Origin of the sequence: Natrarchaeobaculum sulfurireducens, assembly GCF_003430825.1 — an archaeon.
Lineage (GTDB): Archaea > Halobacteriota > Halobacteria > Halobacteriales > Natrialbaceae > Natrarchaeobaculum > Natrarchaeobaculum sulfurireducens.
This window is the reverse complement of the sequence record NZ_CP024047.1, coordinates 2,798,147-2,811,172: the sequence shown is the minus strand read 5'-3', so window position 1 is coordinate 2,811,172 and position 13,026 is coordinate 2,798,147. Positions and strand designations below refer to the sequence as shown.

The following is a 13,026-nucleotide window of genomic DNA, read 5'->3' as shown; positions in this document are numbered from 1 at the left end:
GCTATCGCTTCCCCTCCGTCGCTTCGTCCGCAGCCGCGAGCTCACAGAAGTTCTCGATCAGTCGTTTGCCAACCCCGAGCGAGATGTCGTCGCCCCCACTGTTCGTCCCGGTCGTAGTGGCGGGCTCGGCCTCCCGCGTCAGGATGCTCTCGGGGTGAAACTGCACGCCGACGTGTGGCCGCGTGCGGTGGCGGACGGCCATCAACACGCCGCGTTCGTCGGTCGTCCGCGCGGTCTCTGCGAGGGCGTCGGGGAGGTCTCCACGCTCGACGGCCAGCGAGTGGTAGCGCCCGACATAGACGGTTTCCGGCAGCCCCGCGAAGATCCCCTCGCCGTCGTGACTGACGCTCGAGGGTTTGCCGTGGACGACCTCCGGCGCGTGGATGACCGGCGCGCCGTGGGCTGCACACAGCGCCTGATGGCCGAGACAGACCCCCAAGACCGGGTACTCGGTTTCGGCGAACAGTGGGATCGAGATGCCCGCGTCCTGTGGGGTTCCGGGACCGGGCGAGACGACGATCCCCGTCGGAGCTATGTCGTGGACGTCCTCGAGGTCGATCGCGTCGTTTCGCCGGACCACGACGTCGTCGGCGACCACACCCACGTACTGGACGAGGTTGTACGCGAACGAATCGTAGTTGTCGACGACGAGTATTCGAATCTCCTCACGCATCGGACTCACCGCCGTCTAACTCGTCCTCGAGCGCGGTCGCTTCGCGTTCGATCTCGGCACTCGCTACCGATTCGCCGCCGTCGGTCTCGAGGGCCATCTCTGCTTGTTCGCCGAGCGCCTCGTCGACCGCGGTGATGAGCGCGCGGGCCTTATCGAGCGTCTCGTCGTACTCGCGGTAGGGGTCGGAGTCGTGGACGATTCCCGCCCCGACGCGCAGGTGGTACTCCTCGTCGTGACGGACGAGCGTTCGAATCACGATGTTCAGCGTTGCCCGGCCGTCGAAGCCGAAGATGCCGACGCTGCCCGTGTAGGGGCCACGGCGGGTGGCCTCGAGTTCGTCGATGATCGCCATCGTCTTCGGTTTCGGTGCACCGGTGATCGTCCCGCCGGGAAAGACGGCCGCGATGGCATCCGCGAGCGTCTCGTCGGGGCGGAGGCGACCGGTGACGTCCGAAACCAGATGCATCACCTCGGAATAGCGATCGATCCGGCGATACTCAGAGACCTCGACGGAACCGTACGCACAGACCTTCCCGAGGTCGTTTCGCTCGAGATCGACCAGCATCGCGTGTTCGGCGCGTTCTTTCTCGTCTGCGAGCAGATCAGCCTCGAGCGCGGCGTCCTCCTCGGGGGTCTGTCCTCGCGGGCGCGTCCCCGCGATGGGTTCCGTCCGGACGAACTCCCCGTCGCGCTCGAGTAGCAGTTCGGGGCTCGCACTCACCAGATCGACCGCACGGAACTCGAGCAGACACGAATAGGGCGCGGGGTTGACCCGCCTGAGCGCGTCGTAGGCGTCGACGGGGTGGACGGCGGCCGGGGCGACCAGCCGCTGGGAGACGTTGGCCTGGAAGGTGTCGCCGTCGCGAACGGACGCTTTGACCCGTCGGACGCGGTCGGCGAACGCCTCGCGTCCGCAGTCGCTCTCGAACGTCGCTTCCACGCTCGAAACGGGCGGCTCGCTGGCAGCAGGATCACCCTCGACGGCCGCAGTCGCCAGCTCGAGGGCGCGTTCGCGGCCGCGGTCGTATGCCGCCTCGATGGCGGCGTCTTCAAGCTCGTCGCCATCACCGATGGCGAGTCGTGGACACGCGGTAATTCGCAGCGTCACCGCCTCGTCGTCGATCGGCTCCTCCCAGGCAGCCAGTCGGTCGTAGACGCCAACCTCGAGGCGGGGCAAACCGCGATCGTCGACGGCCGACTCGGGCAGGGTCTCGAGTTCGCGAGCCACGTCGTAGGAGAGCCAGCCGACCGCCCCGCAGGGATAGGGCACGTCACAGTCGCCACGGACGAGGGTGTCTCGCTCGAGCACTCCCTCGAGGGCGGCGAGAGTAGGTGAGCCGGTGCTCGCGGCCGTCCAGACGGCGGCCTCGGAGGAGACCGTCAGTCGCTCGATCGGATCGACGCCGAAATACCCCCAGCCCGGCTGACCGCCCGTCGTCTCGAGAAGTGCTCCACCGGATTCCTGCCGAGCCCGTCGGTACGCGAGAGACGGGTCGGAGACGGTAACTCGAACCTCGACCGGCACCCTGATCCTGCGCGAGACCGGTGACTCGAGGTCGTCGTCACTGGCACCGTCGAGGGCCTCGCCCACGGCTGCCCGGAACGAGTCGGCGGTCGTCACGACGCGCGGATCGCTCATGTCCGGCGCGAGGGGACGCGTGACTAATCGTGTTGCGATTCGAGAACGGCTGTGACTGCTCGGCCACCGGTCGGCAGTCGAAGTCGTGTCGGGTACCGGCCAGTCGCAGGCTGGCTATCGGAGTTCCGCGCGGTCGATCCAGCCCTGAATGCGTTTTTCGGAGATATCGGTCAGTTCGGAGAGGTCGGCCGCATCGGCGTCGGCGAGGTCTGCGACGGTTTCGACGTCGGCGTCGGCGAGCCGGTCGGCGTAGGCCGGGCCGATCCCCTTGATCGAGTTGACGGGCTCGCTCTCTGTCTCGTCCGCTGTGTCGACCGCCTCGTCGACAGCCACTTCCGATTCGGCGTCTTCGTCGCCCTCTGTATCGACGGCCGTTTCCGGGTTGGCGTCCGCTTTCTCCTCCGCGACGTCGGGTCCCGTCTCCGCGTCGGGTTCGGCCTCCGTCACCGGTACTTCATCCGCGTCGTCGTCCCCGTCCGATTCGGTTTCGTCGTCCGTCTCTGATTCGGTTGCGTCCTCGTCAACGTCTCCTCTTGGGCTCGAGGAGGCACGAACGTCGGGCGTCTTCTCCGTCGTCGGAGCCGCGTCGGCCTCGGTCGGCCCCGTCGCTTCAGCCGGCTCGGCAGCCGCCTCGGGATCGTCGGGCGGCGACGTCATCGCGTCGGTCGAACTCGAGGCGGTCGTCCCGGCCGCAGCCGCCTCGTCTGCCGCGGTCGCGTCGGCTTCCGCTGAGCGTTCGCGTTCGACCGTGACGCCCACCTCCCGCGTATCCTGGCGCTGCGAGTCCGAGTCCTCGAGGCCCAACAACGACTTCAGCTTTTGCAGGATTGCCATTGGTCCGATATTGTCGTCACCTGCACTTAAATTCGGTTGATGGGGACGGTCGTGGCGCTCGTCGGCCGGTTCTTAGAGCCGTGATCGGAGCGCCTCGTTCATCTCGTCGACCGGGGCGTCACGACCGGTCCACAGCTCGAACGCCTCGACGCCCTGATAGAGCAACATCCAGGCGCCGTCGACCGTCGTTGCACCAACGGCGGCCGCGTCCTCGAGGAGTCGCGTCTCGAGTGGCCGGTACACCGCATCCATCACCGCTAGCTCGCCGTGGAGGGCCTCGGCCGGAACGGGCGTCGCGTCTTCTTCCATGCCGACGCTCGTCGCGTTGATCAGGACGTCGGCGTCGGCGACCAGCGACTCGAGGTCCGCGAGGCCGTGGCCGCTCGCGTCGGGAACCGCCTCGGCGAGGTCGGTCGCTTTCGATTCGGTCCGGTTGGCGATGGCGACCGTTGCGCCGGCGTCCGCGAGGCCGAACGAGACCGCCCGGCCAGCGCCGCCAGCGCCGACGACGACGGCGCGTGCACCGTCGATCGGCACGTCGTGGTCTCTGAGTGCACGCATCGCGCCCGTCGCGTCAGTGTTGTGGCCCGTCGGCTCCGTGCCCGAGAAGTCGATGGTGTTGACCGCACCGATCCGTTCGGCCATCGGGTCCGGGTCGACGACCGACAGGACGTCCTGTTTGAACGGGATGGTCACGTTCAGCCCCGCGATGCCGAGTGCGTCGGCCCCACACACTGCGGCTTCGGCGTCGTCCGGTTCGGGTTCGAAGGTCACGTACCGCGCGTCGAGTCCGAGTTCGTCGTAGGCGGCCTCGTGCATCGGCGGCGACAGCGAGTGCCCCACCGGGTTGCCGAGCAGCCCGAAGACCTGCATAGCCATGTTCAGATGCTCCGGACGGGACCCCTATAACGGGTGTGACTTCGGTTGCCCGGACTCGAGTGACTGTTGACACTCACGTACAAAAAACGCGGTATCGAACCGACCTCTGTCCCTCAGCGCGCGTGGACGGCGGCTGCCGTCTCGCGGTCGGCCGGATCCGTGCCGAGCCACCACGCGATGCGGTCGAGTTCGATCGGCCGAAACGACGAGCTGAGCGCGAGCCACTCACAGGAGGCGATCGTCCGGCGAGCGTCGGCGGTCGATAGCGGGACGCTGTCGCCACCGTCGCTGCGTGCGATGTCCGCGGCGACCCGATCGACGAACGCGACCATCGTGGGATCGGCGCGGGCCGCGTCGACTCCGGCCAGCTGTCGCAGGTACTGAAAGCTCGAGGGACCGATGCCGGTAATCTTCCCGATCGGGTCCTCGTCGTATCGGTAGTGGTCCGCTTTGGCTGCCCAGTCTCGAAGCGTAGCGAGGTCATCGCCGTCGGAGCGATCGGCCAGAACGGACGCGGTCTCGACTAGGACGTGTCGTTTCCGTTCGGCCCCGAACGCGGCTATCAGGTCGTCGTCCTCGCAGTCGATCGTGGCGAGATCGGCGAGCGATTCCACGCGATCGGTCTCGACGAACGCGGCCCGAAACCGCGAGACGGCGGGTTCGATGCCACCGACGAAACGCTGGCCGGTCGTCGACGCGGCCGCCTCGGCGACCAGCAGTCGCGGATCGTCGCCGGTCCAGCGTTCAAAAGAGAGAAACCCTCGTGCGAGCGCCTCGTACGGGACGCCCGTCGCGTATCGGTCGAGGACGGCCTGAACCGAAGACATCGTTCGTCGGACCGATCACGTGGGTCCAGTATAGTTGTGTCGACACTCGGGGACGGCTGGGGCTCCGGCTGGTGAACGTCGCCGCCCCTTATACAGATTCGAGGAGAATACCTGACCCTTTAGTGTCAGGATGAATCCGACATCTCCTACACAACCCACCGCCGATAGCAAGGCTGGATATTCAACGCTAACCGACACTATTAAGAAAACGCTACGCATAACCAGTTATGAAGCCAACATATGAGTCGAACCATCCGAACCTTCGAGTCCACGATCACGAACCAGCGACAGGTTCGTGACGACCTCGACCAACTCGGATGGGCCGCCTCAAAACTCTGGAACGTCGGTCGCTACTACGCACAAGAACAGTGGGACGAAACGGGCGAGATTCCCGATGACGGGGAACTCAAAGCCGAACTCAAAGGTCACGAACGCTATACGGACTTACATTCTCAATCCAGTCAGCGCGTTCTCGAAGAACTCGCTGAAGCGTTTAACGGCTGGTTCGGCAAGCGTCGGAACGGCGACGACCGTGCCCGACCGCCCGGCTACCGCAAAAACGGAGACTCCCATCCACGTTCAACCGTGTCGTTCAAAGTGGCTGGCTTCAAGCACGATGAACAGTTCAACCGCGTTCGCCTCTCGAAAGGCTGCAACCTCAAAGAACACCGTTCAGACTTCATCCTGTGCGAGTACCAGACTCGCCCGGATGTTGACCTGACCGAGTGGGACATTCAACAAGTTCGCGCAATCTACAAGCATGACGAGTGGCGTCTTCAATTCATCTGTCGCACCGTCATCGACCCGGAATCACCGGGTGAAGAGGTGGCTGGTGTTGACCTCGGGATTTGCAACTTCGCCGCCGTCTCGTTCGGCGGCGAGTCGGTGTTGTATCCCGGTGGCGCACTCAAAGAGGACGAATACTACTTTACGAAGAAGAAAGCCAAGTGCGACGATTCCTCATCTCGTGAAGCTACTCGGCTTGACCGGAATCGAACAGGCCGCCGGACACACTTCTTGCACACGCTCTCGAAAGCAATCGTAGAAGAGTGTGTCAAACGAGGTGTCGGCACGCTCGTCGTTGGCGATCTCGGTGGCATTCGAGAGGACGGCGAGAACGGTGAACCCCGAAACTGGGGTGACCACGGAAATCTTGACTTGCACGGGTGGACGTTCGACCGTTTCACGACGCTACTCGACTACAAGGCGGAAGCCGAGGGCATCGACGTAGAGTTGGTGTCGGAACGCGATACGTCGAACTCGTGTTCAGCGTGTGGTCAAACCGACGACAAACAGCGTGTGGAACGCGGACTGTACGTGTGTGAAAAGTGCGACACGGTTGCGAACGCAGACGTGAACGGCGCGGAGAACATTCGACAAAAGGTACTCCCGAGTCTCGCCACGGATGGCGGTGATAGGGATAACGGCTGGTTGGCACAGCCAGCGGTTCACCTGTTCGACCGTAGTGAGGGTTGTTTCGCCCCACGAGAACAGGTCGTGAACCGCGAACCCTAATATCCCAACTCAGCGGTGCGGTTCCGTGGGATTCCCGCGTCTTCAGGCGCGGGAGGATGTCAAGTTGGGATCGCAACAACGCGACCCACCACCAGGAGCATCGCAATCGCTCCCAGGAGCACGAAGACAACGTTCTCGAGGCGTGGCTCGCCGGCTTCGACCGGCGCCGAACTGGGCTCGGGGCCGTACGAGTCGTCGTCCAGCTGGTCGTCGCTCGAGCCCTCTTCACGGTCGTCCTCGCGCGAGAGATCGAGTCGAATCCGCGCTCGGTCGTCGGGGTCTCCGCTCGAGTCGTCGAAGCCGTCGTAACTCGAGGCCGTCGATCCTGGTCGCGAGCTGCCGTCCTCGTCGGTCGCGTCCTCGTCGCTCGAGAGCGGGCGCGCCGACGGCTGCCAGGTGTGGTCAGTCTCCCGGTCGCCTCGCCGGGCCGTCGGGTCCGTCGGTGACGACATGAACTCGTCGGCATCGTCGTCCTCGTCGCGGTCGTTGCCGGACGCCTCGTCTGCCATGTCCCCCTGTAGTGGACCGGCGATCAAAAACCCGTGGTCCGCCGACGCGACGGGATCAGGAGCGTTCGGTTTCGTCGCCGAGGGGGCCACCGTAGACGACGCCGCGTTCGGCGTCGACTGTCACGACCTCACCCTCGCCAGCGTCGTCGATGTCCGCGCCGCTGACCATTGGAATGCCCATCTCCCGGGCGACCAGTGCAGGATAGCCCGTCAGGCCACGTCGGGCGTTGACGATGCCGCCGATCTTCGAGACGTCGCCCGAAAACTCCTCGTCGAACTCCGCCGGAAGTGCGAGGACGGCTCCCTCGGGAACCGCGGAGAGATCACCGTCGGAAACGCGGACGAGCGGCCCTGTCGCCCGCCCCTCGACGACGACGCGGCCCGTCGTCAGCGCTTCCGCGGCGACGTGGACCTTGAGCATGTTCGTCGTGTTTGCCCCCTCGAGATCAGTCATCATGCCACAGAGGACGACAACGGTGTCGCCGCTGTCGGCGAGCCCGGCATCCAGTGCCGACTGGACGGCCTTCTCGACGACGGCGTCTGCGCTCTGGTCAGAGACTTCGGCGTACAGTGGCGTAACGCCCCACGAAAGCGCGAGCCGTCGGCGGACCTCGTGTGTTGGTGTCGAGGCAACGACCGGAACGCCGGGACGGTACTTTGCCGTCTTCAGCGCTGTGTAGCCCGACTCGGTTGCGGCGACGATGGCGTCAGCACCGATGTCACGGGCCAGAAAGCGCGCCGATCGCGCCAGCGCGTCCGTCCGCGCCTCGCCCGCAGACGGAACCCGCTGCTCGAGCAGTTCGGCGTACTCACCCGATCGTTCGACCTCGCGGACGATGCTGTCCATCGCCTCGACGACTGCGACGGGGTGGTCGCCAACGGCGGTCTCGGCGGAGAGCATCACCGCGTCGGTGCCGTCGAGGACGGCGTTCGCGACGTCGGAGGCCTCCGCGCGGGTGGGTCGGCGCGCTTCGACCATCGAGTCGAGCATCTCCGTCGCCGTAATCACGGGCAGGCCCGCATCCCGGCTCTTCCTGATGATCCGCTTTTGGATCATCGGCACCTCTTCCATCGGACATTCGACGCCCAGGTCTCCACGGGCGACCATGATCCCTTCTGAGGCGTCGACGATCTCGTCTAGGTTCTCGACCGCACCGGCACGTTCGATCTTCGAGACGATCGGAATTTCGGCGTGCTGGTCTTCGAGCACCTCGCTGACCTCGTAGACGTCCTCGGCATCGCGGACGAAACTCGCGGCGACGAAATCGACCGCTTTCTCGGCTGCGAGTTCGAGGTCTTTCCGGTCGCTTTCGGTGACGATCTCGAGATCGAGGTCGACGCCGGGGACGTTCACCCCCTTGCGCCCGGCGAGTTCGCCGCCGGTATCGACGCGGGCTCGTACCGCAGTGCCCTCGGACTCGATAACAGTCGCCTCGATCAGTCCGTCGTCGAGCAGGATTCGATCCCCCGCCTCCACGGGATCGATCGACAGCGAGAGTCCGACCGTCTCGGCGGAGACCTCGTCGCCCTCGACGAACCGGATCTCCGAGCCGGTCTCGAGGGTCACCGTCTCTCCGTCGGGCAACGGCGCGGTTCGGATCTCGGGGCCTTGCATGTCGAGCATGACCGCAACGGGTTCGTCGCGGGCTTCGTCGACGGCTCTCACCCGATCGATCAACTCGGCGCGGTCCTCGCGGCTGCCGTGGCTCGCGTTCAACCGTGCGACCGACATCCCCGCGTCTGCGAGCGCCCGAATCGTCCGCCTGTCGCTCGAGGCAGGTCCGAGCGTACAGACGATCTTCGCGTTTCTCATGGCTCGGGGTAGCGCGACCAGTAGCAAAAAGATAGGTGACTTACTCGCTACCGTGTACAAATCTTGTGGACTGATCTCACGCCCGTCTGCTGCCGGGTCAACCGCTTTCCGGGCGTCGGCCTTCGATCTCGGTATGCCGACGTACATGTCACTTATTCAGCTTGGCAATCGCGACGTCCAGAACGCCCAGGAACTGGCGTCGATTTGGGGCGAGATGGCCACGGAATTCGACGGGTACAACGCCGAACTCGTCGACTCCTACGCGATTCTCGGCCAGCACGATTTCATCGTCATCTTCGAGGCCGAAGACAACGAAGCCGGGTTCAAATGCGCGTTGACACTCCGACGCCACGGCCTCGAGAGCCAGACGATGGAGATCGTCGACACTGACGACTTCTCACACCTCGTCGACGACATCTGAGCCTGTACTCGAGCGAGGTCGTTTTGCACCGATCTCGAGATGTTCCCAGTGTTCGGTAACGAGGGGAGAGCTATGTCTTTCACCTGTGAGTAGTCGCGGCTATGAACACGTCCACCGACCAGGACCTCCCATCCGACGTCGAACTCGCACGACGGGCCGACCGCCAGCCAATCGAGGACGTCGTCGCGCCGCTGGGGCTCGAGCCCGCGGATCTCGACCAGTACGGCGACCACGTCGCGAAGCTCTCGTCGGCGACGACCCGGCGACTGACCGACCGGGCGGCCTCGAGCGATACCCGGTACGTCCTCGTCACCGGGATGACGCCGACGCCACGTGGCGAGGGCAAGACCGTGACGAACGTCGGTCTCGCCCAGGCGTTCGACCGACTCGGGAAGACGGCCGTCGCGGCGATCAGGGAGCCGTCGCTCGGTCCCGTCTTCGGTGTCAAGGGCGGAGCCGCAGGCGGCGGCTACTCGCAAGTCCTCCCGATGAAAGAGATCAACCTCCACTTCACGGGGGACCTCCACGCGGTGACGGCGGCACACAACCTCATCGCGGCGACCCTCGACAATCACGTCCACCAGGGTAACGCGCTCGAAATCGACGTCGACCGGGTCGTCTGGCCGCGGGCGCTCGACGTCAACGACCGGGCCCTGCGTGAGGCCGTCGTCGGCCTCGGCGGCTCCGCGAACGGCCCGCCCCGCGAGGACGCGTTCGTGTTGACGCCAGCCTCCGAACTGATGGCCGTCCTCTGTCTGGCGAGCGACCTCGAGGACCTCGAGTCACGGATCGGCCGAATCGTCGTCGCCACCGACGCCGACGGCGCGCCGGTGACTGTCGACGACCTCGGCGTCACCGGCGCGGTCGTCGTCCTGCTCGAGGACGCGTTCCGGCCGAACGTCGTCCAGACGACCGAGGGGACGCCGGCGTTCGTCCACGGCGGCCCGTTCGCGAACATCGCCCACGGGACGAACACGATCGTCGCCGACCGAGCGGCCGGTGCGCTCGCCGACTACGTCGTCACCGAGGCCGGCTTCGGCGCCGACCTGGGTGCCGAGAAGTTCTTCGACATCGTCGCGCCAGCCGCGGACATCACGCCTGCTGCGGCCGTTCTCGTCGTCACCGTCCGCGCACTCAAGTACCACGGCAAGGATCTCTGGCCCGTCGAGTTCGACGCCCTCGAGGACCCCGACGTCGAGGCCGTTCGTGGCGGTTTCGCGAACCTCGACCGTCACGTCGACGTCCTCCAGCAGTACGGCGTTCCCGTCGTCGTCGCGATCAACCGCTTCCCCAGCGATACGGACGCCGAAGTCGACGCGATCCTCGAGCACTGCCGGGACGACCTCGAGGTTCGGGCCGCCGAGTCGACCGTCCACCGCGACGGCGGCGACGGCGGGATCGCGCTCGCGAAGGCCGTGGATGCCGCCGTCGAGGGCCACGAGGGGACGTTCGCGCCGCTATACGATCGGGACGCTCCCGTCTCCGAGAAGATCGAAACCGTCGCGACCGAGGTCTACGGTGCCGACGGCGTGACGTTCACCGCGGACGCCCGCAAGGACCTCGAGCGACTCGAGCGCGTCGGCCTCGAGACGGCACCGGTCTGTCTCTCGAAGACGCCGTACTCGTTCAGCGACGACGCGTCGAAAAACGGCGCACCGACGGGGTGGGAACTGACGGTCCGCGAACTGCGACCCGCCGCGGGAGCCGGGTTCGTCGTCGCACTCACTGGCGACGTGCTCACGATGCCCGGATTGCCCGCCGAACCAGCGGCCCTCGAGATGGGGCTCGCAGACGACGGCAGCGTCTCGGGACTGTTCTGAGCCCGACTCATGGCTGCCCCGGTGGTCGCCCCGTTCGAGGCTCGAGTACCGAAACACGGAAGCCGCTGTTCGTGAACGTGTTCGATGGTCAACGTGAACGAGACGAGTCGACGCACGCTACTCGCGGGAACGGCGTCCGGCATCGCTACGGCAGTCGGCGCGAGGTCGGCCGTTGGTCGACGTGACGCGACCGACGTGTTTGCTCAGTCGGCTGCGGCCGACGACGTGGAGTCGTTCGTCGACGCCGAGATCGACCGCCTGCTCGAGGCGCATGCCGTCCCCGGCGCGACGGTCGCCGTCGTTCTCGGCGACGACATCGTTCTCGCGAAGGGGTATGGCGAGGCGAACCGCGAGACCGGCACCGCTGTTTCCGGCGAGGAGACCCTGTTTCGGATCGGGTCGGTCTCGAAACCGTTCGTCTGGACTGCCGTCATGCAACTGGCCGAGACGGGGGCCGTCGACCTCGAGACGGACGTCACGGAGTATCTCGAGTCGGTGTCGGTCCCGTCGTTCGACGATGGCACGGACGACCCGATCACGCTTGCCCACCTGGCGACTCATACGGCTGGCTTCGACGAACAGCTCAGGGGGCTCTTTCTCGACTCGCCGGAGGCGGTTCGCCCGCTCGAGGTGGCGCTCGAGGAGACGATGCCCGAGCGCGTTCGCCCGCCAGGCGACCTGATCTCGTATTCGAACCACGGGACGGCGCTGGCTGCACAGGTCGTCGCCGACGTGACCGGCCAGCCGTTCGAGGTGTACGTCGAAGAACGGATCTTCGAGCCCCTCGGGATGGACCGGAGTACGTTCGTACAGCCGGTTCCCGACGACCGCGCCGACGACGTCGCCCAGGGATACGTCCACTCGTTCGGTACCTACCAACCGCTGTCGATCGACTGGATCGACGTTGCGCCCGCGGGATCGATGGTCTCGACGGCCGCCGAGATGGGCGAGTTCGTTCGCGCCCAGCTCGGCACGGTGGACGAGCCTGCGGTGTTCCCTGGCGACGCTCGCGACCGCCTCCACGAGCAGTGGTTCACCCATCACGAGGAACTCGACGGATTCGCGTTCGGATTCATCGAGGACACGTGGGGCGACCACCGCCTGGTGCGCCACGACGGCGCGACGGCGACCTTCCACAGCGAACTCGTGCTCGCTCCCGAAGACGACCTCGGCGTCTTCGTCTCGTTCAACGGCGACGGCGGCGGCCCGGCTCGCGTCGAGTTCATCGATGCGTTCCTCGAGGCGTTCCTCCCGGCCGACGAGTCCGATCCCCTCGAGCCGGAGGGGACGCCCGCCCACGCCGAGGCGCTCGAGGGGACTTACCGTGCGGTTCGGGTGGACCGAACGACGGAAGCCAGGCCAGTGACCACGGTTCAGGCACCGACGGTCGACGTCACCGTCGCAGCCGACGGCACCCTGTATACCGAGACCGGGGGCCAGACAAGCGAGTGGGTCGAACTCGAGCCACTGGTCTTCCGTGCGGCCGACGGCGACGACAGGCTCGCGTTTCGACTCGAGGACGACGACCGGGCGAGTCACTGCTTTCAGGGCATCCAGGCGTTCGAACGCCAACCGCCCCTCGAGCAGACGCCGATTCAGGCCGTCTTGATCGCCGCCAGCCTGCTCGTCATGCTCTCGGCGGTCGTCGGCTGGCCAGCGCACGCACTCTGGGAGCGATTTCGGCCGGGAGCGACTGGCGGGGGACGTGGGGCCGATCCCGGTTGGCGGCAGTGGCCGCCCGCTTCCGGGAACTCGGCGCTCGAGGGGCGTGGGCCGCTGCTCGCGCGACTGACTGCAGGTGCCGCCGTCGGCGCGGTCTTCGCGTTCCTCGCGGGAACGGCAGCGTTGTTGCTGTTCGTCTATCCGGGAACGCTGTTTAGCATGCTGCCGTTGCCCTATCGGCTGCTGTTCGTTCTTCCGCTGTTGGGGCTGATGGCGACGCTCGTGACGGTCGCCTTCACCGTGTTGGCCTGGCGAGATGGCTACTGGGGACGAGCCAGTAGGTTCCACTACACGCTCGTGACGGCGGCACTGCTGGTCGGATACGGGCTGTTGGCCTACTGGAATCAGCTTCAACTCCCGCCCTGACGTCGACC

At 66.0% G+C, this 13,026-nt stretch carries 11 protein-coding genes; 4 read left to right on the top strand and 7 right to left on the bottom strand.

Annotated elements, in window-relative coordinates; translation table 11 throughout:
- Position 1: 1 nt before the first annotated feature.
- The 5 genes from AArc1_RS14845 to AArc1_RS14825 form a co-directional block, all read right to left on the bottom strand.
- Entirely contained in the window at positions 2-673 is a 672-nt protein-coding gene (locus tag AArc1_RS14845) for an anthranilate synthase component II (protein WP_117365100.1), read from the bottom strand.
- The gene (gene pabB / locus AArc1_RS14840; protein ID WP_117365099.1) at positions 666-2,312 is read right to left on the bottom strand and encodes an aminodeoxychorismate synthase, component I; all 1,647 of its coding nucleotides are present in this window, start codon (positions 2,310-2,312) and stop codon (positions 666-668) included. Before pabB ends, AArc1_RS14845 begins: the two co-directional genes overlap by 8 nt.
- 114 nt (positions 2,313-2,426) lie before the next feature.
- Positions 2,427-3,146, bottom strand: coding sequence for a helix-hairpin-helix domain-containing protein (locus AArc1_RS14835; protein ID WP_117365098.1), 720 nt, complete (start codon positions 3,144-3,146; stop codon positions 2,427-2,429).
- Between the two features lie 72 nt (positions 3,147-3,218).
- Entirely contained in the window at positions 3,219-4,019 is an 801-nt protein-coding gene (locus AArc1_RS14830) for a shikimate dehydrogenase (RefSeq protein WP_117365097.1), read from the bottom strand.
- A gap of 119 nt (positions 4,020-4,138) precedes the next feature.
- Positions 4,139-4,852 carry a hypothetical protein gene (locus AArc1_RS14825; RefSeq protein ID WP_117365096.1) on the bottom strand — a complete coding sequence of 238 codons (714 nt, stop codon included), beginning with the start codon at positions 4,850-4,852 and terminating at the stop codon, positions 4,139-4,141.
- A gap of 240 nt (positions 4,853-5,092) precedes the next feature.
- On the opposite strand from AArc1_RS14825, the gene AArc1_RS14820 reads away from it, so the two are divergent.
- Positions 5,093-6,367, top strand: coding sequence for an RNA-guided endonuclease InsQ/TnpB family protein (locus AArc1_RS14820; protein WP_117365095.1), 1,275 nt, complete (start codon positions 5,093-5,095; stop codon positions 6,365-6,367).
- A gap of 59 nt (positions 6,368-6,426) precedes the next feature.
- Here AArc1_RS14820 and AArc1_RS14815 read toward each other — a convergent pair whose 3' ends face one another.
- Together AArc1_RS14815 and pyk are read right to left on the bottom strand one after the other, a co-directional pair.
- Positions 6,427-6,876, bottom strand: coding sequence for a DUF7312 domain-containing protein (locus AArc1_RS14815; protein ID WP_117365921.1), 450 nt, complete (start codon positions 6,874-6,876; stop codon positions 6,427-6,429).
- A gap of 55 nt (positions 6,877-6,931) precedes the next feature.
- A complete protein-coding gene (pyk, locus tag AArc1_RS14810; RefSeq protein ID WP_117365094.1) occupies positions 6,932-8,689 on the bottom strand; it encodes a pyruvate kinase in 1,758 nt (585 codons plus the stop codon).
- Positions 8,690-8,822: 133 nt separating this feature from the next.
- Between pyk and AArc1_RS14805 the strand changes: the two genes are divergently transcribed.
- The 3 genes from AArc1_RS14805 (at position 8,823) to AArc1_RS14795 (ending at position 13,018) form a co-directional block, all read left to right on the top strand.
- Positions 8,823-9,110 (top strand): GYD domain-containing protein, encoded by a 288-nt coding sequence (locus AArc1_RS14805; protein ID WP_117365093.1) that lies wholly within the window; start codon positions 8,823-8,825, stop codon positions 9,108-9,110.
- 101 nt (positions 9,111-9,211) lie between these two features.
- On the top strand, positions 9,212-10,930 hold the full coding sequence (locus tag AArc1_RS14800) for a formate--tetrahydrofolate ligase (protein ID WP_117365092.1): 1,719 nt from the start codon (positions 9,212-9,214) through the stop codon (positions 10,928-10,930).
- An 84-nt stretch (positions 10,931-11,014) separates the two neighbouring features.
- A complete protein-coding gene (locus tag AArc1_RS14795; protein ID WP_117365091.1) occupies positions 11,015-13,018 on the top strand; it encodes a serine hydrolase domain-containing protein in 2,004 nt (667 codons plus the stop codon).
- Positions 13,019-13,026: the final 8 nt, after the last annotated feature.